The sequence below is a fragment of the Planosporangium thailandense genome, from assembly GCF_011947195.1.
Classification (GTDB): domain Bacteria; phylum Actinomycetota; class Actinomycetes; order Mycobacteriales; family Micromonosporaceae; genus Planosporangium; species Planosporangium thailandense.
The window spans coordinates 72,969-95,629 of the sequence record NZ_JAATVY010000007.1 but is presented as its reverse complement, the minus strand read 5'-3'; the positions used below and the strand labels follow the sequence as shown (position 1 = coordinate 95,629).

The 22,661-nt window shown below is 70.4% G+C and carries 18 protein-coding genes; 14 read left to right on the top strand and 4 right to left on the bottom strand.

From position 1 onward, the window contains the following. Positions 1-172: 172 nt before the first annotated feature. Positions 173-1,513: a Chromate resistance protein ChrB gene (locus HC031_RS12925; RefSeq protein WP_167925512.1), complete on the bottom strand. Its 1,341-nt coding sequence runs from the start codon at positions 1,511-1,513 to the stop codon at positions 173-175. Positions 1,514-1,647: 134 nt separating this feature from the next. Then, positions 1,648-2,439: a CBM35 domain-containing protein gene (locus HC031_RS12920; RefSeq protein ID WP_167925511.1), complete on the bottom strand. Its 792-nt coding sequence runs from the start codon at positions 2,437-2,439 to the stop codon at positions 1,648-1,650. A 701-nt stretch (positions 2,440-3,140) separates the two neighbouring features. Here HC031_RS12920 and HC031_RS12915 point away from each other — a divergent pair. From HC031_RS12915 to HC031_RS12885, 7 genes are all read left to right on the top strand, one after another. Further along, on the top strand, positions 3,141-4,184 hold the full coding sequence (locus HC031_RS12915) for a LacI family DNA-binding transcriptional regulator (RefSeq protein ID WP_338090633.1): 1,044 nt from the start codon (positions 3,141-3,143) through the stop codon (positions 4,182-4,184). A 63-nt stretch (positions 4,185-4,247) separates the two neighbouring features. Continuing rightward, positions 4,248-5,534 (top strand): extracellular solute-binding protein, encoded by a 1,287-nt coding sequence (locus tag HC031_RS12910; RefSeq protein WP_167925509.1) that lies wholly within the window; start codon positions 4,248-4,250, stop codon positions 5,532-5,534. Beyond that, the gene (locus HC031_RS12905) at positions 5,534-6,460 is read left to right on the top strand and encodes a carbohydrate ABC transporter permease (protein ID WP_167925508.1); all 927 of its coding nucleotides are present in this window, start codon (positions 5,534-5,536) and stop codon (positions 6,458-6,460) included. Before HC031_RS12910 ends, HC031_RS12905 begins: the two co-directional genes overlap by 1 nt. A 1-nt stretch (position 6,461) precedes the next feature. After that, positions 6,462-7,307 (top strand): carbohydrate ABC transporter permease, encoded by an 846-nt coding sequence (locus HC031_RS12900; protein WP_205862670.1) that lies wholly within the window; start codon positions 6,462-6,464, stop codon positions 7,305-7,307. 4 nt (positions 7,308-7,311) lie between these two features. Then, the gene (locus HC031_RS12895) at positions 7,312-8,382 is read left to right on the top strand and encodes a glycoside hydrolase family 130 protein (protein WP_205862669.1); all 1,071 of its coding nucleotides are present in this window, start codon (positions 7,312-7,314) and stop codon (positions 8,380-8,382) included. Beyond that, on the top strand, positions 8,379-9,644 hold the full coding sequence (locus tag HC031_RS12890) for a Gfo/Idh/MocA family oxidoreductase (RefSeq protein ID WP_167925507.1): 1,266 nt from the start codon (positions 8,379-8,381) through the stop codon (positions 9,642-9,644). The genes HC031_RS12895 and HC031_RS12890 overlap by 4 nt, the downstream gene beginning before the upstream one ends. Beyond that, positions 9,641-11,650, top strand: a complete 2,010-nt coding sequence (locus HC031_RS12885) for a hypothetical protein (protein ID WP_167925506.1) — start codon at positions 9,641-9,643, stop codon at positions 11,648-11,650. The genes HC031_RS12890 and HC031_RS12885 overlap by 4 nt, the downstream gene beginning before the upstream one ends. 103 nt (positions 11,651-11,753) lie before the next feature. On the opposite strand, the gene HC031_RS12880 is transcribed toward HC031_RS12885, so the two are convergent. Beyond that, positions 11,754-13,241, bottom strand: a complete 1,488-nt coding sequence (locus HC031_RS12880; protein ID WP_205862668.1) for a hypothetical protein — start codon at positions 13,239-13,241, stop codon at positions 11,754-11,756. A gap of 774 nt (positions 13,242-14,015) precedes the next feature. On the opposite strand from HC031_RS12880, the gene HC031_RS12875 reads away from it, so the two are divergent. The 5 genes from HC031_RS12875 (at position 14,016) to cds1 (ending at position 19,723) form a co-directional block, all read left to right on the top strand. Then, positions 14,016-14,954, top strand: coding sequence for a hypothetical protein (locus HC031_RS12875; protein ID WP_167925505.1), 939 nt, complete (start codon positions 14,016-14,018; stop codon positions 14,952-14,954). A gap of 434 nt (positions 14,955-15,388) precedes the next feature. Next, complete coding sequence (locus HC031_RS12870) at positions 15,389-15,784, top strand: hypothetical protein (protein WP_167925504.1); 396 nt, start codon at positions 15,389-15,391, stop codon at positions 15,782-15,784. After that, a complete protein-coding gene (locus HC031_RS12865; protein ID WP_167925503.1) occupies positions 15,781-17,301 on the top strand; it encodes a hypothetical protein in 1,521 nt (506 codons plus the stop codon). Before HC031_RS12870 ends, HC031_RS12865 begins: the two co-directional genes overlap by 4 nt. Beyond that, complete coding sequence (mycP, locus tag HC031_RS12860; protein WP_167925502.1) at positions 17,298-18,479, top strand: type VII secretion-associated serine protease mycosin; 1,182 nt, start codon at positions 17,298-17,300, stop codon at positions 18,477-18,479. The genes HC031_RS12865 and mycP overlap by 4 nt, the downstream gene beginning before the upstream one ends. 128 nt (positions 18,480-18,607) lie before the next feature. Next, complete coding sequence (gene cds1, locus HC031_RS12855) at positions 18,608-19,723, top strand: L-cysteine desulfhydrase Cds1 (RefSeq protein WP_338090632.1); 1,116 nt, start codon at positions 18,608-18,610, stop codon at positions 19,721-19,723. 43 nt (positions 19,724-19,766) lie between these two features. Here the strand turns inward: cds1 and HC031_RS12850 are convergent, their stop codons facing one another. Further along, on the bottom strand, positions 19,767-20,504 hold the full coding sequence (locus HC031_RS12850; protein ID WP_167925501.1) for a UTRA domain-containing protein: 738 nt from the start codon (positions 20,502-20,504) through the stop codon (positions 19,767-19,769). Between the two features lie 263 nt (positions 20,505-20,767). Between HC031_RS12850 and HC031_RS12845 the strand changes: the two genes are divergently transcribed. Beyond that, positions 20,768-21,778: a Gfo/Idh/MocA family protein gene (locus HC031_RS12845; RefSeq protein WP_240942433.1), complete on the top strand. Its 1,011-nt coding sequence runs from the start codon at positions 20,768-20,770 to the stop codon at positions 21,776-21,778. A gap of 5 nt (positions 21,779-21,783) precedes the next feature. Then, positions 21,784-22,659, top strand: a complete 876-nt coding sequence (locus tag HC031_RS12840; protein WP_167925500.1) for a sugar phosphate isomerase/epimerase family protein — start codon at positions 21,784-21,786, stop codon at positions 22,657-22,659. Positions 22,660-22,661: the final 2 nt, after the last annotated feature.

The window sequence follows — 22,661 nt, the reverse complement described above, 5'->3', positions numbered from 1 at the left end:
CGCCTCCGACCGGCGCGGTCCGGTCATCGACCTCCCTCGCCGTCACCGCTTGCGACGCCGCGTCCATTGCCGCCCGTATCCACCTTCGCCAAACCGTAGGGTGAAACGAGGCTACGCCGGGCGGGTTGCGATCGGGCCCTGATGCGGTTGCCGCGCGGGTGCGCACGGTCCGCTACGACGTGGCCATACCGACGGGGGTCGGCGTCGGAGCACCGGTGGAGGTGGGAGAGGCCGTCCCCGATGCCTGCTGCGTGTACCGGTCGAGCCGGTCGGCGCACCGCTTGAGCTGTACCTCGGCCCGCATCGCGTCGGGCGTGGGCAGGGCGTCGTCGCGGTCGCGCAGGTGCTGGTACCACAGCCGGAGCCGGAACAGGCTCTGTTCGTACGTGTCGAGCGCGGTCTCCGGTGGGCGGCCGGCGAGCTCCGGGTGGTCGAACTCGGCCAGGTAGGCCTCGCAGTCGGCGCGGAACGCGGCCCACTCGTCGGTCCGGGCACCCTGGTAGAGCTGTTCCAGGAGGGCGGTGGACCCGTCGTCGCGGCCGGCGGCGACCGTCACGATCAGGCCACCGTCCGCTGCGGCGGGATGCTGGCGCAGATGTGCCAGTAGCGGCTCCACGGTGGGTACGCCCGGCAGCATCCAGACGTCCTGGCTCAGCGCGATCGCGCCGGCGGCGCGCAGTTCCCGCCGCAGCGCCCGGTCGTGGTGGGCCCGGTCCGCCGGCACCCGGCACACCAGCATCACCCATTGCCGGCGATCGGTGCGCAGCCCGGTACGGGCGGCGCCGGATGTGCGGAACTGCCGTACGTAGGGGTAGGCGATGAATCCGATGAGTACGGCCATGAGCACGGCCGACGCGCCGATGGTGCCGTAGCCCAGGCCGCCCTTCGACGTCGGCTTGCTGATGAAATCGCCGGCCGACGCGCCGAGCGGGCGGGTCAGGACGAACGCCGCCCAGAACAACAACGTCCGGGAGATGCCGGGGAGTTTCATCGCCGCCACGATCAGCGCCATCAGACCGCTGATCAGAAGTGCGGACCCGGAGAAGCCGAGTCCTGAGTCGTCGGCGAGGAAGTCGCCCAGCGACGTACCGAGGGTGTTGGAGATGAGGATCGCCGTCCAGTACAGCAGTTCCCCGCCGAGCCCGTTGACGGTTTGGACGTTGAAGGGACGGCCGCTGCGTTTCCAGATGACGAACACCGTGACCAGGGCGGTGATCAGTAGGAGCGCGCCGTTGGCGTAGCCGAGTCCGAGGGTCCGGTTCATGAAATCCGACATCGTCGTACCGGCCGTGCTGGTCGACAGGATCACCGTCCAGTACAGCGCGGGGTGGAGCTCCTTGGCTCGTAGCTGCGCCAACAGACTGACCAGGAACAGTCCGACCAGGATGACCGAGCTCGCCAGGTAGCCGACGTGCATGGTCTGGGCGAGGAGATCGCCTCCGGTTTCACCGAGAGTTGTCGCCGCGATCTTCATCACCCAGAAGGCCAAGGTGACCTGTGGGAGTTTGTTCATGCGTCTTCCCGATCACGGGGCAGGGGATGGTGTCGGGTTGTACGTGCTCCGCGCGGGCTTGGTTCACCGTTGCTTGTTCCGGATGCCGCAGACAAGCCCGTCGTACCCGCCTGGTGGGACGCGTTGCTTTCGCGTCAGGAGCCGACAACGATCTGGTCGATGTCCGGAGCTTTCGCGGCCGGGTTGCCGACCCCGATGCTGTTGTCGCCGTGGACGAGCTTGACGCGCAGCGCGAGCAGACCGAGGGTTTCCAGGTCGTTGGTGGAGGGGAAGCCCAGCGACACGGTGCGGCTGCCGTTGACGCTGATGTTCGCGGTGCGGTCACCCGCCGAGATGTACCGGATGACCAGCGTGTAGATGCCGTCGAAAGGAACGGTGACCCGGTTGAACTGCAGCGCGTTGGCGGGCGCCCCGCCGATGGACGTGACCACCTCGCCGCCGGACGCACCCGCCGCGGCCCGGATGTGGGCGTCACCGCTCAGTACGTTCGACGCCGCCTCGGCCTCGTAGCTGACCGGTACGACGGGCGGGTGGGCCGGTGGGCGAGTGGTCTGCGACGCCGCGGGCGCGCTGGGAAACGCACTGGTCGTGGTACGCGGTGCGGTCGACGCCCGGGTGGGGATCGTCGTCCCGGCAGTGGTGACCGCGGTCGGTACGCCGGGCGGCGGGCCCGACTCCGCGCGCGGAACGGGCTGCAGCGGCAGGGTGCTCATGCGCGCGGGCACCGGTGTGAAGTGCGCTGTTTCGTGCCACGACAACGGCAGGACGGCGGCTGTCGTCACCACCGCGACCGCGACGCCGGCGGAGCCGAGGAGGATGGTCTGCGTACGGTCGGTGGCCGCGTGCCGCCGCCGGCCACGACCCGTGTGCTGACCGCGGTAGCCCAGGGCGGCGATCCAGGTGGCTGCTTCCCTTCCGACCGTCATCGCTTTCCTCCTCCGACGACAGGTTGAGGCGGTGGCTCGGGTCGAGCCCGGTTGACCTCCGTGTTTCACATGTGAAGGAGTTTCGGGTCGGCGGCGACCCGTTGGGCTTTTACGTTTGTCTATGTATGGCGGTTACCGCAAGGGGCTCGTCGGGGCAATTTGAAAAGGTGAAGATGGGCACGGGCGAAACGCTCTCCATTTAGGACAATTGTCAACCGCGGTAAAGATGGTGTGCGGTAAATGTTGAGCCTGGATGGGAGCTTTTTGTTAGTAACCTTTACTGCCTTATCTATGGCTGAATGTGGTCGCGCTACATAGGCACGCGACGCATCGCTGGTCGTGCGGGTCGAGGTGCGGCTCTCCGGGGCTTCGCCCCCGGTGCCGATCGTCCTGACGGTCTACGGGTCGGGCCCGGTGCTGCCCGCTGAGTGTCGGCGGCCGAGCTTCCGTGCAGGTGGTGCGGTGGCGAGGTCGCTGCGGGCGCTGGTCGGGGATGCGTCTGTCCGCCTCGGCGGTGGCGGTCCCGATCCGTGCGCCCTCGGCTGTAACGGGGGAGCCGGGGATGGTCTGTCTGCTGTGAGATTGCTCTGTGGGGCGCGGTCCGGCGCCGGTGGGCGGCAGCCTCTTGACGGACCTGCTAAACCGGTCTAGCTTGCTGAGTCAAGTTAGATCGCTATCAATGCGACGGGCTGTTCGAATGGGTGTTCGGGAGGCCGGGTGTGACGACACGAGATAGGCCGACAATTGCCGATGTCGCACGGGCTGCGGGCGTGTCGAAGGGTGCTGTGTCGTTCGCGTTGAATGGCCGCCCCGGGGTCGCCGAGGAGACCCGGGCCCGAATTCTCGCGGCCGCGCGAGCGCTGGGCTGGACCCCGAGTCACCGGGCGCGTGCGCTGTCGTCCTCACGCGCCTTCGCCGTCGGGCTGGTCATGTCGCGCCCGCCTGAGCTGCTCGGTGCGGATCCGTTCTTCCCGTCGTTCATCGCCGGGGCGGAAGCGGTCCTCGTCGACCGGCAGGAGGCGCTGGTCCTCCAGGTCGTGCCTGGCCGGGAGGCGGAGGAGGACAGCTACCGGCGCCTGGCAGCCGATGGACGCGTTGACGGGGTGTTCTTGACCGACCTGCGCGTGGACGACCCCCGGATCGCGCTGCTCGAGCAGATCAGCCTGCCCGCCGTCACCCTCGGTCGGCCGGACGTCGACAGTACCTTCCCGGCCGTCGTTGTCGATGAGCGATCCGGGATCGCCGCAGCCGTGGCGCACCTGGTCGCACTCGGCCACGAGCGTATCGCCCATGTCGCCGGCCCGGCCCACTTCCTGCACGGTGCGACGCGCCGCGCTGCCTGGGAGCGCACCCTGGTCGACGCAGGTCTGCCCCCTGGGCGGTGCCTGGTGGCTGACTTCTCGGCCGCCGGTGGGGCGCGTGCCACCCGTGAACTGCTCGACACCGGCGAGCCGCCGACAGCGATCGTGTACGCCAACGACCTGATGGCCACGGCTGGTCTCGCGGTGGCGATGGAGCGCGGTATCGACGTACCCGGCCAGCTGTCCATCACCGGCTTCGACGATACCGAGATAGCCGCTCACCTGCGTCCACCACTGACGACCGTACGTACCGACGCCTTCGGATGGGGCAAGGTCGCGGCGCGCACCCTGCTCGACCTCATCGACGGCAAGCCCGGCGCCGACGTCGAGATGCCCCCGGCACAACTCGTCGTTCGCGCTTCGACAGCACCCCCTGCGCCCTGACCGCGGCCCGCTCATCGCCCCCGTCCGAGGTCGCGGTCCCCTCAGTCCCGATCGGAGACCCCTATGAGACGTACGGCTGTTCCCGCAGCATTACTCATCGTCGCGGTCGGCCTCGCCGCCGGCTGCGGCAGCGGCGGCGGCGCCGCCAGGAAGACCGACTCGGCGCGCGGACCCATCAAGGTCTGGCTGTCGAACAACAAGGAGGAGGTCACCTGGGGAAAGGCCATGGTGGCGGCGTGGAACAACCAGCACGCCGATCAGCAGGTCACAGCCGAGGAGATCCCTGCCGGTAAGACCTCCGAGGAGGTCATCGGCGCCGCGATCAGCGCGGGCAACGCGCCGTGCCTGATCTTCAACACCGCCCCGGCGGCGGTGCCGCAGTTCCAGAAGCAGGGTGGTCTCGTCGCCCTCGACAGCTTTCCGGGCGGCGCCGACTACATCAAACAGCGCACCGGACAGACCGCCGACCAGTACAGGTCGCCGGACGGCAAGTACTACCAGCTGCCCTGGAAGTCCAACCCGGTCATGATCTTCTACAACAAGGAGATCTTCACAAAGGCCGGTCTGGACCCCGAGAACCCGCCGCTGGCCACCTACGACCAGTTCCTCGCGGCCGCCCGAAGGATCAAGTCCTCCGGGGCCGCGACCGCGGCGATCTACCCCGCACCGACCAGCGAGTTCTTCCAGTCCTGGTTCGACTTCTACCCGCTGTTCGCCGCCGAGACGGGTGGGAAGCAACTGGTCTCCGGCGGCAAGGCCCAGTTCGACACGGCCGAAGGGCAGCGGGTTGCCCAGTTCTGGAAGACGGTGTACGACGAGGGCCTGGCGCCGAAGGAGAAGTACAACGGGGACTCCTTCGGCGAGGGCAAGTCGGCGATGGCGATCGTCGGGCCGTGGGCGATCGCGGCCTACGGCGACAAGATCAAGTGGGGTGCCGTTCCGGTGCCGACCTCCACGGGAAAACCCGCTGGGGAGATCAAGACCTTCAGTGACGCCAAGAACGTCGCGATGTACTCGGCCTGCGGGAACCGGGCCACCGCGTGGGACGTGCTGAAGTTCGCCACAAGCAAGGAGCAGGACGGCGCGCTGCTGCAGGCCACCGGCCAGATGCCACTGCGTGCCGGCCTGGTGGCGACCTACCCGGACTACTTCGCCAAGAACCCGGCCTACAAGGGATTCGCCGACCAGGCCGCGCGCACCGTGGAGGTGCCGAACGTGCCGAACTCGATCGAGGTCTGGCAGACGTTCCGCGACGCCTACACCGGATCGGTCATCTTCGGCAAGAATCCGGCACCGGACGCGCTCAAGCAGTCAGCCGAGAAGATTGACAAGCTGGTCGGCCAGCCCTGATGCCCGCCACGCTCCTGCCCGGCGGGCCCATCCGCGCCACGCGGGACCGGGTGACGGCCCTCCTCGGCCGTCACCCGGTGGGGCTGGCCCTGGTCGCGCCGTACGCGGCCTTCATCGCACTGGTCTTCGCCTACCCGTTCGGACTGTCGGTGTGGATGAGCTTCCACGAGTACTTCTTCACCGCACCCGGCGCGCAGGTCGACCGCCCGTTCGTGGGGCTGCGGAACTACTCGGCCGTCCTCAGTGATCCGGGTGTGCGGCAGGCGTTCGGCAACATCGTGGTCTTCCTGCTGATCAACGTGCCGCTCACCGTGGTGCTGGCGCTCCTGCTGGCCACCGCACTCAACCGGGCGGTCCGGGCGCGGATGTTCCTGCGGGTCGCCTACTACGTGCCGTACGTGACCGCCAGCGTCTCGGTGGTCGGGGTGTGGCTGTTCCTGTTCAGCTCCGGCGGGCTGGTGAACAAGGCGCTCGGCCCGCTCGCGCCCGATCCGTCGTGGCTGGTCAACGAGCACCTGGCGATGCCCGTCATCGCGGTGTTCGTGGCGTGGAAACAGCTGGGCTTCTTCATCCTGCTCTACCTCGCCGCGCTGCAGAACGTCCCCAGGGAGCTGTACGAGTCCGCGGCCATGGACGGTGCGTCCCGGTGGGACAGCTTCCGTTCGGTCACCGTGCCGGCGGTGCGCCCGGCGACGACGCTCGTCGTGATCCTCGCGACCATCACCGGCGCCAACCTGTTCACCGAGCCGTACCTGCTCACCGGCGGCGGCGGGCCCAACGGCGCTTCCACCTCACCGGTCCTGCTGATGTACCAGCGCGGTGTCGAGCAGGGCCATCCGGACGTGGCCGCGGCCATCGGCGTGCTGCTCGTGATCGGTGTCGTCCTCGTATCGCTGCTCAACCGCTGGCTGCTGGAGAGGGACTGACATGGCACAGACCGTTTCGGGCGCCTCCGGCCAGGTGGCGCGCGCCGTCGTGCTCTTCGCCGGTGCGGTGGCCTTCCTCTTCCCCTTCTACTACATGTTCATCGGATCGCTGCAGGCCATGCCCGACACGTCGCCGGCAGGGGCGCTGCCCTCGACCGGCCTGACGCTCGGTAACTACCGGGAGATCAACGCGCAGGTACATCTGGTCAGGTCGCTGGTCAACTCGGGCATCTTCACCGGCGGGGTCATCGCGTGCACGGTGGTCTTCGGCGTGCTGGCCGGATACGCGCTGGCCCGCCTGCGGTTCCGGGGTCGGGGAACGCTGTTCGCCGTCGTCCTGCTGGTACAGGTGGTCCCGTTCCAGCTGTTGCTCATCCCGCTGTACGTCCTGATCGTGCGCAGCTACGGCCTGGCGGACTCGTACCCGGGCATGATCCTGCCGTACGCGATCAACACCACCGCCGTGTTCGTCTTCCGGCAGTTCTTTCTCCAACTCCCCGACGAACTGTTCGCCGCCGCCCGCGTGGACGGCGCCGGGGAAGTGCGGATCCTGCGGTCGGTCGCGCTGCCGCTGGTACGCCCGGCGCTGCTGACCGTCGTGCTGTTGACCTTCATCGGCCCCTGGAACGAGTTCCTGTGGCCGTTCCTGATCACCAAGCAGACCGACATGCAGCCGCTGGCGGTCTCGCTGGCGAACTACATCAGCAACGTGGCGGCGCGGGCCGCTAACCCGTACGGCGCCGTACTGGCCGGCGCCTGTGTGCTCGCCGCACCGGCGGTGGCGCTTTTCATCGTGTTCCAGCGCTACTTCACCTCGACCAACATCGGATCTGGCGTAAAGGGCTGAACTGTTGACTGTCTCGACGACCATCCCGTACACCCTCAACCGGCTCGATGTGGTGATGGCACCGCAGCCGGGGGAGCCGTTCGAAGCGGAAGGAGTGCTGAATCCGGCCAGCGGGCGCGGCCCGGACGGGCGGCTGTACCTGCTGCCCCGGCTGGTCGCGAAGGGCAACGTTTCCCGGGTCGGCCTGGCCGAGGTCGTACTGCGCGGAGGAGTCCCCGTCGGCGTGGCCCGGCGCGGCGTCGCGCTCGCCCCGGACGAGGGTTGGGAGCGCGGCGCCGGCCACGCCGGAGTCGAGGACCCCCGCGTCACCTGGGTGCCCAGCCTCGGCGTACACGTGATGACCTACGTCGCCTACGGTCCGCTCGGCCCGCGCCTGGCGCTGGCCGTCTCCGACAACCTACGGTCCTGGCGGCGGCTCGGGCCGGTGCTGTTCGCGTACCAGCCCGGTCTGGACACCGACCTGAACCTGTTCCCGAACAAGGACGGGGTCCTCTTCCCCGAACCGGTACCCGGACCGGAGGGGCGCCCGTCGTACGCGCTCCTGCACCGTCCTATGTGGGACCTGGGCTGGATCCGGGACGGTGAGACCGTCCACCTGCCGGCCGGTGTCACCGACGAACGACCCGGCATCTGGATCTCCTACCTGTCCGCCGACGCGGTGCAGGCAGACCTCCGCGCCCTCGTCCACGCGTCCGACCACCGGTGCGTCGCCATGTCGGAGTACCCGTTCGAGGAGTTGAAGATCGGGGCCGGGCCGCCGCCGGTGCGCGTCGACGAAGGCTGGCTGCTCATCCACCACGGGGTCACCGGTCACGTCCCGGACGGGTGGGACCCGACGCGGCAACGGGTCGAGTACAGCGCCGGGGCGATGATTCTCGATCCCGCGGACCCCTCGCGGGTCGTGGCCCGGACGCCCGAGCCGCTCCTCGTACCCGAGACCGCTGACGAACGTGCGGGCGTCGTGCCGAACGTCGTCTTCCCGACGGCCATCGAGGAGATCGACGGGGCGCACTACGTCTTCTACGGGATGGCCGACGCCAAGATCGGCGTCGCGCGCCTGGACCGGACGCCGTGACCGGCGCGTCCGCTCCGCTGCGCCTCGGCATCGTCGGCGCCGGCGGGTTCGCCACGTTCGTCGCCGGTGCGGTGCGCGACCTGGCGTCCGTCCGGGTCACCGCCGTCGCCGACGCGGACCGCACGCGGGTCGACCGGCTCGCCGGCGTCCTGTCCGCGCGGCCGTCGGCGGACTGGCGCGCGCTGCTCACCGACGACGAGGTCGACGCCGTGGTCGTGGCCACGCCGCCGGCCACCCACGCCGAGATCGCGCTGGCCGCGCTGCGGGCGGGCCGGCCCGTGTTCTGCGAGAAGCCGCTGGCCACCGACGAGGCCGACGCCGCGGCCGTGCGAGACCTCGCGGCGCGAAGCGGGCTCGTACTCGTGGTCGACCACGTCCTGCGCTACAACCCCATTCTGCGGGCCATCGAACGGCTGCGTGACCCGCTGCTCGGGCCGGTGCAGCGGTTCGCGTTCGAAAACGACGCCAGCGACGAGGACTTGGGCCCGGAGCACTGGTTCTGGGACGAGCGGGTCAGCGGCGGCATCTTCGTCGAGCACGGCGTGCACTTCTTCGACGCCGCGTACGCGCTGATCGGGAACGTGCCCGACACGGTACAGGGCATGGTCGCCCGGCGCCCCGGGACGGAGATCGTCGACCTCGCGGTGGCGACCAGCCACCACCCCGGCGGCGCGCTGGCCACCTTCGCGCACGGCTTCAGTCACGCCGGCCGCTGCGAGCGCCAGCTCATGCGGATCGACTTCGGCGCCGTCGAGGCGCGGGTCAGCGGCTGGATCCCGGTGCACGCGGTGCTGGAAGGCTGGACCGACGAGCGTGGTGCGGCCCTCGTCGACGGGCTGCCCGTGCGCGCGGCGCAGCTACTCGCGGTCGACGGTTACCGCCTCGGCATCCGCGACCGTATCCACGTCACGGTCGACCGGAACGCCGGCTCCGAAATGGCCCGGGCGCGGGGCCTGGAGCGCCGGCTGCCGCACCGGATCCGCATCGTCATCCACCTGGGTGGAGAGCAGGCCAAACAACGGGTGTACGCCGAGAGCGTCCGCGCCGCGATGAACGACCTCGTCACCTGTACCCGTACCGGCGCCACTCCGGCCGCCGGGGCCTACGAAGGGTGGACCGCCGTGGCCGTCGCCTCGGCGGCCCGACGATCCGCCCGGCAGCGCCGCACCGTCGATGTCGGCCCGCTGACCGGCTCGCTGACCGGCCTGCCGCACCAGCGACCATCCGCCACCGTGTCCCCAGCCGAGGAGTCTGTGAAGTGAACCGTCGTGGACTACTACTGACCGCCCTCGTCTCTCCCGCCGCCGGGCTGCTGTCCGCGGCGCCGGCCTCCGCGTCTGTCGACGATGGTACGGACCGGCTCACCAACCTGTCGCATCTGGACTTCCTGCGCGACGAGGTCGCCCCGGCCCCGCAGCCCGGCCACACCACCTACCGGCTCGCCGAGTCCCCTCGCGTCGGCGTGCTGTGGACCTACGCCGAGCGTCAGCCCGACGGCACCATGCGCCGCGTCGGGGGCGGCCGTTACGACCCCGACGCCAATACATGGGGGCAGGGTGCGTACAACGCCGACGACATGGCCCGGGCGGCCGTCGTCTACCTGCGACACTGGCGACAGACCGGTGCGGTATCGAGCCGGGACGCGTCGTACGCGCTCCTTCGCGGGCTGACCTATCTGCAGACGGCGAGCGGTCCGAACGCCGGCAACGTCGTGCTGTGGATGCAGCCGGACGGCACACTGAACCCCAGCGCGGATCCGAAGGACGCGCCCGACCCGTCCGACAGCGGTCCGTCGTACTGGCTCGCCCGGACGGTCTGGGCGCTGGGCGAGGGGTACGCCGCGTGGCGCGACGCCGACCCCGCGTTCGCCGCGTTCCTGTCCGAGCGGATGGACCTCGCCGTCGCCGCCCTCGACCGGCAGGTGCTCGTACGGTACGGATCCTGGCAGGTGGTGGACGGCGACCGCGCTCCGGCCTGGCTCATCGTCGACGGAGCGGATGCCACCGCCGAGGCGGTGCTCGGTCTCGCCGCGTACGTGGAGGCCGGCGGGAACGCCAACGCCCGTCAGGCGCTGCGCAGGTTCGCCGACGGCATCGCGGCGCTGTCCGGGGGCGATGCCCGGCACTGGCCGTTCGGCGCGGTACGGCCATGGGCCGTGTCGCTGTCGGTCTGGCACGCCTGGGCCTCCCAGATGCCGGCCGCGCTCGCCCGAGCCGGCGCGGCCCTGCGCGTCCCGGCGCTGGTCCGGCCGGCGGTGACCGACAGCGCCGTGTTCACCCCGTGGCTGCTGACGTCCGGTGGCCCGGACAACGGCCGGCTGCCCACGCCGGTGGACCGGACGCAGATCGCGTACGGCGTCGACTCCCGGGTCCAGTCCCTGCTCGCCGTCGCCGACGCCACCGGCCGGACCGGGTTCCGTCGGCTTGCCGGCGTCGTGGCGGCCTGGTTCTTCGGCGCGAACCCGGCGGGTCTGCCCGCCTACGATCCGTCCACCGGTCGCACGATCGACGGAATCGGCGGCGACGGCAAGGTCAACCACAACTCCGGTGCGGAGTCCACAATCCACTGTCTCCTCACCATGCTGGCACTGGACGCCCACCCGGACGTCGCCGCGATCGCCCGCCGGAGCACGGTTGTCGAGCGGGTGGGTACTTCGGTCGTGGAGGCGGAGCAGGGCGAGGTCGCGGGCGGCGCCACGGCGGTCATCCCGCCCTCGGCCTGGACCGGGGAGGCTTCCTACAGCGGCGGGTACGTGAGCCTCCCACCGGGCGCCGCCGTACGTCTGCGGGTGCCGCCGGCCGAGCAGCCGAGGCGGGTGATCCCGGTGGTGGATCTGCGCGAGCAGAGCGGTGCGACGACCACGTGGAAGACCGACGGCCGGCTCCTGGGCCGTCTGGATCACGGCAGGGTCGGTGCTCAGGGCGGGTCGCCGGCGCCGGGCGCGCTGCTGCCCGTGACGCTGCCCGGTGAACTGCCCGCGCGGGCGACCGATCTGACCGCGGTGGCGGCGGGCGGCGACGCGGTCGTCGACGCCGTGCTGCTCGAACCGCTGCTGTCGCGCCTGGTGCTCGCCGGTGACGGCGGCGTGGCACTGCTGCGTAGCTCGGCGCGGGAGCCGCGGCAGACGCAGGTCGAGGTCCCCGGCACCGGGCAGGCGACGGTCGAGGTGTACGACGCGGACGGGGCGCTGCGCGAGCGCCGGCGCGTAACCGGCTCCACGGTGACCGTCACCGTGCTCGCCGGCGGCTTCACCATCGTGCGGCGCTGAGAAGGGCCGTCGGAGCATCGTTGATCGCGGACAGCGGGATCGCCTGGCCGGCAGCCGACCGCATTTGCGGGGTCGGCTGCCGGCACTGTTCGGTCCGGACCGACTAGTACTTGGTCGGCTGCGGCAGGGATCCGTCGCCGGCCAGGTTCGGGTTCGGCCGGATGTCGGGGGGAGGCGCCGTCCCCGTGCCGCCCGCCGGCCCGGCGTTGTTCCGGCCGCGGTTACCGGCGGCTCCGGTCGCCGGTAACGGGGGCACGGGCTGGGCGAAGACGGCGTCGACCGCGATCTTCCGCCTGGTGACGACCTTGACCGGGTTCCGCGTCCGCAGGAGCCGCTGGCAACCGAGTTGGGTGAACGACTTGTTCAGGCGCTGCGCCAGGAAGGTGAAGAGGTTGGTGGCCGCCGCCCGGTCCGGCGAGGTGACCTGGCTGTCGATATTGCGGTCGAGCTGCACCCGCTGCGACTGGATGTCGACCATGTTCTGGCAGTACTGCTGACCCAGCGCCCCGGCGACGTCGGCCGCCACCCGGTTGGCCCTGGCCCCCTTTTGATCGGCGTTGACTCCGAGCTGGTTGAGGTCGATCGGAGGCTGGTCGACGCCGAGCCGGTACAGGTTGGTCTTGTCGATGCTGACCCTCCTGCCGACCATGACCATCGGGTTGGTCGGCGGCACGAGCGCGACCTGCCCACCCTGGTCGGCGGCGGCCTGAAGCTCGTTGAGCGCCAGCGACGTGGTCATCGCACCGTTGTCGGCCAGGTCGGGGGCCTGGAACGGAGTGCAGCCGAGGGCCCTGTCGATGAAGGCGTCCACCAGCAGGTTGTCGCTGCCGTTGACCTGCACCTTGGCGACGCCTCGGAGACGGGCGCGGTTGGCCGCGGTGTTCTGCGCCGCCGAGTTTCCCGCGATCAGGTACGTGCTCGTGACGTTGTCGCTCTGGTCCTGGTCGACGACGCTGAAGTCCCGGGTGGTGGGGCACGGGTTGCCGTCCTTGGCCGTGCCCAGCGGCGGGACGGTGAGCATGCCGGCATTGATCGCGCTGTTGGCGGCCTGGAAGAACGCGGGGGCGTTGCAGTACGCGAACTGGCCGAAGATCGAATCGCCCAGGCCGTTGACGCACCGGCCCGCCGCCAGACTGCCGTTGGCGTCGCGCAGTGTCAGGTTGGTGCCGTTGAACCCGAACCAGAGCCCTACAACGGCGTTCGGTGGCAGCCGCGGTACGACCGGCGCGACGGCGGGCACCTGGCCCGCGTCGATGACCAGCGGGTTGTAGACCGACAGTCGTCCGGTAGCCGGGTCGAGGATGGTGCCCTGCACGAAGGCGGCCTGTGCCGTGTTGCCTTCGTGGCAGGCTCCCCTCCGGGGGTTGTTCGCCACGAGCAGGTACGGCGTTGCCAGGCCCTGCGCACTCAGCGGGTTGGGCGGAACGACGAGGTCACAGTTGGGGTTGGCGGCGTTGTCGTCTGCCGCGAACGCCAGGGTGCCCGCGGTGACGAGCAGGGCGGCGGTGCCCGCCCCGAGAACGGCGACCAGCCACCGGCGTGGCCGGCTACGGACTCTGGGCGGCGTGGGTCGTCTCTGGTACTCCGGCATGTCCGGTGCCCCTTTTCGTCAAGTAGGAACGACGGTTGCGTTTCGTGCGCTCACCAGTGCGCGGGGTCTCCGCCCCTGCCGCCGCCTCCGTGGCCGGATCGCGGTGGCGTGGCCGGTGTCATCCGAGTGAGGTTCTTCGTGCCGGTGCCGCCTGACCCGTTGACCGGGTCGGTGGTTGACGCCGTCGCGCGCGGCGGCGTCAGGACGATCGAGGTTCGGCTGATCCCCATGAGGTTGCCTCCCGTCGAATACCGACGGCTACGAATAGGTAGAGGTCAATCCGACGTACGACGGGGAGGGGAAGGTGGTTCAGTCGTTGGCGCTATAAATAACTGTAAATGAAGTTCGGTATTCGCAAGCTCGACATTTGGGGTCTCGGGACGGTGGTCGGGTCGCTCCGGCTTCATTCTGGTGGGGTCTGCTTTGTCGTCCTAGGCCTCATTCGTGAGTACCCGACGGCCGTGGCCGGGTTCGAAAGTCGCTGGCCGGAAGCTGTCGAGGCGGTCCCGTCATCCATGACGCCGGCGGGCGAACGGTTCGCGGAGGAAATGGCCCGGATGCATTGTGGGCGTGCCCGTCGGCAACTAATCAAGTTTAGTTGCCGACTAATCGGGTTTAGTTGAATCGACCGTGAACAGGACGGTGGCCCACTCCGTATTCCCCGACGAGCAGTAGCACGCGGTGACGGCGGAGTGGAGGAGTGGGCACGTGAAGTCGATCAGAGCTTATGGCCAACCGCGCCGCGGTTGGCTGAGCGCGGCGATCGTGGCGAGCATGGGGATCGTCGCGCTCGGTACCGGGCTCAGCTTCGCCTCGGAGAACGGAGCGGCGCAGGACCGTGCGGTACGACAGTTCGATCCCGGCGTCTGCCGGGCGATGCTGAAGTCGCATACCGCCACGCGTGACAGTAACGCCGCCGACGGCGGTTCGTCGGCGCAGGGCGACAGCGGCGCTGCGCAGTCGGCCGGCGCAGGTGCGAGCACGGCGGCCCATGCCGGCCATGCGTTGAGCATGATGACGACTATCCACGCGAGCAAGAACGCGATCACGGTCGCCAAGACGGCGGCGACCCAGGCACAGTCGGCCAGCCAGGCTCGACTGTGTAACCAGGCCGCGAATGCGGCGCAGGCGGATCTCGCGGCGCAGCAGTCGCAGCTGACGCAGTTGGCACAGGCGTATCCGGCGGCCTACCAGATGGCACATGCCGCCGATGCGGCCCAGGCACCGGCGATGGCGTGTGCCGTGGCGGCAGCCGGTAACGGCGCTGTCGACGCGGCGGCCCGGCTCAACGGGGCGTCGAACACTGCCGCGCAGGCCGCCCTGAACGCGGCCGTGAACGCCGGAAACGCCGGCAATGCCAACGGTGTGAAGGTGAACGCCGTTGGCGGCGTTCTGGGCGTCGTCAATGGTGTCGCCGGCGCCGTCGGGAGCGTCGTCGACACCATCGCCAAGATTGTGGCGCTGAAGGCGCAGATCCAGGCGATCAAGGCGGCCCAGGCCGCGGCGGCTCAGGCGGCCGCGCCGGCGCAGGCTGCGAACCAGGCGCAGGCGGCGTGCAACCAGGCCGCGAATGCGGCGCAGGCGGATCTGGCGGCGCAGCAGTCCCAGATGGCGCAGCTGGAGCAGATGTACCCCGCCGCGGTCCGGGCGGCCCGGCACCAGGTGGCGGCGGGCACCGCGAACGGGGCCGGATACAACGCCAACGGCCAGTAGGCGTACGAATCGGCAAGCGCTCGCAAGACGGCCCTTCCGGCGATGCCGGAGGGGCTGTTTCGCGAATTGTGCGCCGCGCCTAACGGGACGTCGTGCGCCGGGCGCGTGAGCACGTAGGCGGGTAGCGGCCGGGGGTCAGCGGGAGAGGCGGCCTCGACGCCGATCGCGACGACGACGGTGAGCGGGTACCCCGCTACGAAGCGACGCGAAGCAGCCCGATCAGGCCGCACCGCCTCCATCGTCGCCTCCCTCAGACCGCGTCAGCTGTGCCGTCTCCCGCTCGTCGGGTCGTCGGTTCGCCGAGCGGAAGCATGAGGGATTGTCGACGGGCGCGGGCCCGCTCGTTGTCGTCGGGCCGGATGCGGGCGGTGCGATGTGGGAAGTTTCGATACTCTGTTGATCGTCTATGTCCACCAGCGACCTGGGGAGTGTCGATGCTGCCACCTGATGAGCTGATTTCCCGGATACGCGTCGAGACCGACAGTGTCCGAGCCATCGCCGCGGGTATGCGCAGTGATCTGGATCAGGCGTACCGGCCGCAGGTGCCGAGCGTGCACGACGCGATGCAGACGGGCGCCACGATCGGTGGTCACATCGCCGGCGAGCAGTGGGTCTGGCTGCAGGACGTCTACACGGAGTGCATGCGGACGACGCTGAAGGCGCTGTACAACATCGACCAGGGCAGCCAGGCGCTGGCACAGGCGGCCGACGTCATCGCCACCCGCTACGGCGACGCCGACGGGTTCGCGCGGGCGACCGCGGACGAGGTGAACGCGAACCTGATCCTTCCGGCCGAGCCTCACGCGCACGGTCGGGTGGTGGCGCAGTGAGCGGCGGCGACTACGGCGTGTTCGACGTCAAGCAGCTGTACACGATGGTCGACGCAGCCAAGCAGGGCCTTCCGCAGACCCGTGCGCAGATCCAGGCGTGGCAGCGGGCCGAGGGGATGCTGCGCGGGCACGCCGACACCCTGCGCGGCTACCGCGCGGACCTGGTCGCGCAGTGGCCGCCGGACGAGAACGCGGCATCCGCGGCGTACCTGCACCACCTCGACAACCTCCTGGACGCCGTCGACGCGACCGCGAACGCGGCCGGGACCAACGCCCGGCTGCTCGACCATGTCGCCGGCGAGATCGAACGCACCCACGACACGGTGACGCCGCTGTACCACGAGTACGTCGCCAACGAGAAGAAGTTGGCCGCCTACCACGCCGAGCTCAACGCGGCGCAGGCGGCTGGCGGCGCGGCGGGCGCCGCCGCGGGGCAGGTCGCCGGCGGCCCCGTGGCCGGTGGTCTGGTCAGCAGCGCGGGCCGGGTCGTGGGCGGGTTCCTCGGTAAGGGCGCCATGGAGCTGTTCACCTCGCCGCCGGTGCCCGACGGCCGCCAGGCCCAGCTCAACCAGCAGGCTCGGACCGCCATGGCCACGCTGGCCGGCACGGCTCAGGACGCGTCGTCCCACATGGAGATGCCCCCCTCGTACACGCCGCCGATGCCCGGGCGCGGCGGAGAGACTCCCCATCCGTACACCCCCGGTGGTTCGAGTGGCGGCGCGGTCCGACCGCCGGCGATTGCGCCGCCGGCACACACCCGTGCCTCCTACACGTCGGTCGCGCCCGTAGGCGCCGGTACCGATCAGCCGGGCGGCGCGGACGGAACGTCGCCGGCGCCGGTGCTGTCCGGCGGCACGAACGGCCCGTCACCGGTCACCGGACCCGTCGTCGGGCCGGCGAGCCAGACGTCCAACCCGGCGACCGATGTGACCGCCGGCCTGACGACCGGCCTCGTGCTCGGCGTGCCGTCCGTGTACGGCGCGCTCGACGGCACGTTGCGACCGACCACCCCGCGCGCGGCGACCGCCGAGCCCGGCCTCGGCGTCGAAAAGCCGGTCGGCACCCGCTTGGGACCGGGCGGGCGGGCACTGCCACCCGGCGGCGTCCTCGGCGGCGAGCCCGGTCTCAACAACGCGACGGTGCGCGGTGCGGGCGGTGCCCGTCGGGTCAACCCGGTCGGCGGTGTCCTCGGCCAGGACGAGGCCGGCGTGCGTGGGGGAGTGCGGCCCGCCGCCGGTGAGCCGATCGCTGAGACAGGCGGTGGCGTACGCGCGCGTGGCGGTGCTGCCGTCGCCGGTGAGCCGGTCGCTCAGGCGGGCGGTGGCGTACGCGGTCGTGGCGGTCCCGGCGTCCTCGGTGGGCAGCGGCGCGGCCACGGCGGCGACGACGGCGAGGAGCGGACCTGGGATCCGGACAACCCGTGGGCGGTCGCCGATGGCGTCGCGCCGGTGATCGAGCCGGACGAGCAGCCGAGGTCACACGACGCCGGACCCGGTGTCATCGGGATCGACCGTTGATCCGTCGGCTACGCCGCTGGTGGGCGGTTCTGCCCTGCACCCTCGCGGCCGTGCTGGCCGCCGCCCCACCGGCGGCGGCCGACCAGATCCGCGACGACGAGTGGCACCTGGACTTCCTCCATGTCGCGCAGGCACACCGGATCAGCCAGGGCGACGGTGTGACCGTCGCGGTCATCGACACCGGGGTCAACGCCGACCATCCGGACCTCGCCGGCAACGTGCTGCCCGGGGTCGACCTGACCGGCGCGGACACCAAGGGCCAGCAGGACGTCGCCAAACACGGCACCGCGATGGCTGGATTGATCGCCGCTCACGGCCACGGTCCCGGCGGTGCCGACGGGGTGCAGGGTATCGCCCCCCACGCCAAGATCCTGCCGATCCGCGTCAATCAGACGGAGTTCGCCGGTAAGGGCAGCCTGCCGGACGCCATCGAGACCGCCATCACCGACGGCGCGAAGGTGATCTCGATTTCGCTCGCCAGCGGCATCGATGGTGCCCTGGAGCACGCGGTCCAGGACGCCCTGGACGCCGACGTGGTCATCGTCGCGGCGGCCGGTAACCGGCCGGTCGATGGCAGCGTGATCTACCCCGCGCGCCTTCCGGGCGTGGTCGCCGTAGGCGCGATCGGCCGTGATGGTGCGCTCGCCCCGATCTCAATGACCGGGCCGGAGGTCGTACTCGCCGCCCCCGGTGTCGACGTTCTCTCCACCTGCGAGCACAACGCGTACTGCGACGGCAACGGCACCAGCGACGCCACCGCCATTGTCTCCGGCGCCGCGGCGCTCATCCGGTCCAAGTACCCGAACCTGCCGGCGAAAGAGGTGGTGCACCGGCTCACCGCCACCGCCACCGACAAGGGCGCGCCGGGCCGCGACCCCGAGTACGGCTACGGGGTACTCAACCTGGTCGCCGCCCTCACGGCCAACGTTCCACCGGAGTCACCGGCACCGGCGACCAGCGGTCCCAGCAGCCCGGGCGCCGCGGTGTCGCAGCCGGCGGCCGAGCCCAGCATCGACGTTTCCGGTGCGGCCCCGCTGAAGTTCAGCCCGTTGCTGTTCGTCTGCCTGGGGGTCGTCGCCGTCCTGTTCCTCGGCGGCGTGGGCGTGGCCGTCTGGCTGGTCGTACGTGCCCGGAACAAGCCGCCGGGACCCGTAACCACCCGGAACCCGCCGACGTGACGGGCCCGGGTCGCCACGGCGGCGACGCTGGATCCGGACGGGTCGGTGCCCTACCACGACAACCTGACGATGCGACGACCTGGCGACACGATGATCTGAGGACCAGGGCTCCCGTTACGCTCTGACGCGTGAGCCATACCTTGGACAGCCAGCCGGTCCGGTCGGTCGACCGGTACAGCGGGTCCGCCCGTGCATGGGTGGACGAGGCGATTCGCCGAGTCGAAGCGGACGCGAACCGGTCCGCCGACACCCACCTGCACGTCTTCCCGCTGCCGGCGGACTGGGGCATCGACCTGTACCTCAAGGACGAGTCGGTACACCCCACCGGCAGCCTGAAGCACCGACTGGCTCGCTCGCTCTTCCTCTACGGACTGGCCAACGGCTGGATCCGGGAGGGGATGACGATCGTGGAGGCGTCGAGCGGGTCCACCGCGGTGTCCGAGGCGTACTTCGCCCGGCTGCTCGGCCTGCCGTTCGTCGCGGTCATGCCGGCTTCGACGAGCCCGGAGAAGATCGCGCTGATCGAGTTCCACGGCGGCCGGTGCCACCTCGTCGCCGATCCGACGGCCGTGTACGACGAGGCCCACCGGGTCGCTGCGGAGACCGGTGGGCACTTCCTCGACCAGTTCACCTTCGCCGAGCGGGCCACCGACTGGCGCGGCAACAACAACATCGCCGAGTCGATCTTCAACCAGATGGCGCTCGAGCGGCACCCGGTGCCGAGCTGGATCGTCGTAGGCGCGGGTACCGGCGGCACCAGCGCCACGATCGGCCGGTACGTGCGGTACCGCAGGTACAGCACCAGCCTGGCGGTGGTTGATCCGGAGAACTCGGCGTTCTTCGACGGTTGGGTCGAGGGTGACCTGGCCCGGACCACCGGACGTGGGTCGCGCATCGAGGGCATCGGCCGACCCCGGTGCGAGCCGAGCTTCATACCGACCGTGATCGACCGGATGATCCAGGTGCCCGACGCGGCCTCGCTCGCGGCGATGCGTCTGCTCGCGGAAGTGACGGGCCGGCGGGCGGGGGGCTCAACCGGCACCAACCTGTGGGGCGCGCTGTGCATCATCGCCGGCATGCGCGCCGCAGGGCAGGCGGGCAGCGTGGTGACGCTGCTGTGCGACGACGGTGACCGCTACGCCCACACCTACTACAACGACGAGTGGGTGGTCGGCCAGGGTCTCGACCTCGCGCCGTACACGGAGACGCTGCGACACCTTCTCGCTACCGGCGAGTGGCGGTAGCCGCGCGGAGGTGTACGGCCGAGGTTCGGCGCGACGCCTCACTTCACCGCTTGTCGAGCATGACCTCGATGCTGTAGTCCTGCGCCCGGTAGCAGTGGTCGCCGTACTCGACGGGGTTGCCCGTCGCGTCGAAGGCGCTGCGCGTCATCGTGAGAACGGGCTCCGAGGACTTGAGCCGGAGGTGGCGCCGCTCCGCCGCGGTCGGCATCCGGGCGCTGATCGTCTGATGCGCGACGACGGGACGGGCGCCGCGGTCCCGCAGGACGGCGTACATGCCCTCGGTTTCCAGGCACTCGCGGGTGATGTCGTTGTACGCCGGGGGCAGCCAGTTACGGAGGACGGCCAGCGGCTGATCGTCGGAGAGCCGCAACCGGACGATCGAGAGTAGTTCGGCGTCGGCGGGCAGGTCGAGCGCAGCCGCCACCTGCTCGTCCCGCACCAGTTCGTGGCTGAGGACGGTCGTGGTCGGTCGACCGCCGGCCCGCTTGAGGTCGTCGTAGAGGCTGGTGAGCTCGGCGCGCCGGTGGACCTTGCGGTTCGCGACGGTGGTGCCCAGACCGCGCTGACGTAGCAGCAGGCCCTGGCTGACCAGCTCCTGGATGGCCCGACGCACCGTCGGTCGCGACAGGTTCAGCCGCTCCGCGAGGGCGATCTCGTTCTCGAAAGGGTCGCCGGGCTGCAGCTGGCCGCTGGCGATGGCGCCGCTGAGCTGCTCCGCGAGCTGGTGGTACAGGGGCACGGGGGAGGAGCGGTCGATCGTCACGCCGACTTGGATTGCCACGGCACAAAGTGTACCCCAGGCCGGTTAGAAAGACGTTACGTAAAAATGTCAGAACAAAGTATTGACGTGATGTTCACTAGAAGCGCAGGCTACCCGGCAACGGTCGGCTGGAGCCCCGGCCTCGCGCCCTGAGAGGCGCGAACCAGCAACGCGGACGAACCAGCAACGTGGACGAACCAAGGACGTGGACGAACCAACGACGTGGACGAAACGACAACGTCAGAACCAACAACGTCACGGACCAACAACCTGGATTGGATGGGATGCGAATGCGCATCGGGCTCGCGGGTGTCGGACGGATCGGTGCCTTCCATGCCAAGACCCTGTCGGGTCTCGACTTCGTCGACGAGTTGGTCGTGACGGACGTCGACATCGAAGCCGCCAAGAACGTCGCCGACGGGCTCGGGGCCCAGGTGGCCGACGATGTCGAGGCGCTCCTCGCGTCGGGCCTGGACGGCTTCGTGATCGCCACGGCCACCCCCGGGCACGCGCCGCTGCTGCGCCAGGCCATCGCGGCCGGGGTGCCGACCTTCTGCGAGAAGCCGGTGGCAGCGACCCTGGATGAGACGATCACGCTGGCCGAGCTCGTCGCGGCCAGCGACGTGCCGGTGCACGTCGGCTTCCAGCGCCGTTTCGACGCCGGTTACCGCCGCGCGCGGCACGCCGTGGAGTCGGGCGAGCTGGGCTTCATCCACACCATCCGGGCCAACACCCACGACCAGGCCCCGCCGCACGCCTCGTACATCCCGACCTCCGGGGGCATCTTCCGCGACTGCAACGTCCATGATTTCGACATCCTCCGGTTCGTCACCGGGCGGGAGGTGAGCACCGTCTACGCGACCGGCGCCAACAAGGGCGCCGACTTCTTCGCCGAGTCCGGTGACGTGGACACCGCCGGGGCGCTGCTGACCCTCGACGACGGCACGATCGTCCTCGTCTCCTCGACCCGCTACAACGGCGGCGGTCATGACGTACGCATGGAGCTGCACGGCGAGAAGGGCACCATCGCCGTCGGGCTGGATCACTCACTGGCCATGCGCTCCGCGGAAGCGGGCGTCGATTTCCCCCGTGGGCCGCAGAAGTGGTCGTTCATGGAACGGTTCCTCCCGGCTTACCGGGCCGAGCTCACCGCCTTTGCGGACGTCGCCCGCGGCGAGCGGCCCTCGCCGTGCACCGTCCACGACGCGCTCGAGGCCTTCCGCATCGCCGAGGCGTGCGAGCTGTCCCGGGCGCAGCGCCGTCCCGTCGCCCTCTCCGAGATCAAGGGGTTCTGAGAACCATGACCGTGGCTGAGCGTATCGCCGGTGCGCCCATCTCCTGGGGCGTCTGCGAGGTCCCCGGCTGGGGCCACCAGCTCGAACCCGACACCGTCCTGCGCCAGATGCGCGAACTCGGGCTGACCGCCACGGAGTTCGGCCCCGACGGCTTCCTGCCCGACGAGCCGGCGGCCAAGGCGGCGACCCTGGCCGGGTACGGCTTGCAGGCGGTCGGGCAGTTCGTCCCGGTCGTCCTGCACGACGCCGGCCACGACCCGCTGCCGGAGGTCGAGCGCGCGATCGACGGCCTGGTCGCGGCGCACGCCTCGACGGTCGTCATCGCCGCCGCGACCGGCCGGGACGGGTACGACGACCGGCCGGTCCTCGACGAGTCCGGCTGGTCGACCCTGCTGGGCAACCTCGACCGCATCACCGACGCCGCGGCCGGCCGTGGGCTCGTGGCCACGCTGCACCCGCACGTCGGCACGATGGTCGAAAGCGGCGAGGAGACCACGCGCGTGCTCGCCGGCAGCCGCATCGGGCTGTGCCTGGACACCGGGCACCTGCTCATCGGCGGCGGCGACCCGGTCGCGGTGGCGCGACAGCACCCGGAGCGGATCGCCCACACCCATCTCAAAGACGTACGGCTGGACTGGGCCACGCGGGTGCGGTCCGGCGAGGCGACTTACACCGAGGCCGTGGCGGGCGGCATGTACGTCCCGCTCGGTACCGGCGACGTCGACATCCACGCCATCGTCGCCGCGCTCGAGAGTAACGGGTACACCGGCTGGTACGTCCTGGAGCAGGACACGATCCTGGCTGGCGAGCCCGGCGGCGAAGGCCCGGTCGCCGACGTACGGGCGAGCATCGCGCACCTGCTCGCCGTGGCCGGGGCTTGAGC

Coding starts and splice junctions, on each gene's coding strand:
- HC031_RS12840 (WP_167925500.1), top strand. CDS start 21,784: ATGACCGTGGCTGAGCGTATCGCCGGTGCGCCCATCTCCTGGGGCGTC.
- HC031_RS12900 (WP_205862670.1), top strand. CDS start 6,462: ATGGCACAGACCGTTTCGGGCGCCTCCGGCCAGGTGGCGCGCGCCGTC.
- HC031_RS12845 (WP_240942433.1), top strand. CDS start 20,768: ATGCGAATGCGCATCGGGCTCGCGGGTGTCGGACGGATCGGTGCCTTC.
- HC031_RS12875 (WP_167925505.1), top strand. CDS start 14,016: ATGGGGATCGTCGCGCTCGGTACCGGGCTCAGCTTCGCCTCGGAGAAC.
- HC031_RS12905 (WP_167925508.1), top strand. CDS start 5,534: ATGCCCGCCACGCTCCTGCCCGGCGGGCCCATCCGCGCCACGCGGGAC.
- HC031_RS12910 (WP_167925509.1), top strand. CDS start 4,248: ATGAGACGTACGGCTGTTCCCGCAGCATTACTCATCGTCGCGGTCGGC.
- HC031_RS12920 (WP_167925511.1), bottom strand. CDS start 2,439: ATGACGGTCGGAAGGGAAGCAGCCACCTGGATCGCCGCCCTGGGCTAC.
- HC031_RS12880 (WP_205862668.1), bottom strand. CDS start 13,241: ATGCCGGAGTACCAGAGACGACCCACGCCGCCCAGAGTCCGTAGCCGG.
- HC031_RS12925 (WP_167925512.1), bottom strand. CDS start 1,513: ATGAACAAACTCCCACAGGTCACCTTGGCCTTCTGGGTGATGAAGATC.
- HC031_RS12870 (WP_167925504.1), top strand. CDS start 15,389: ATGCTGCCACCTGATGAGCTGATTTCCCGGATACGCGTCGAGACCGAC.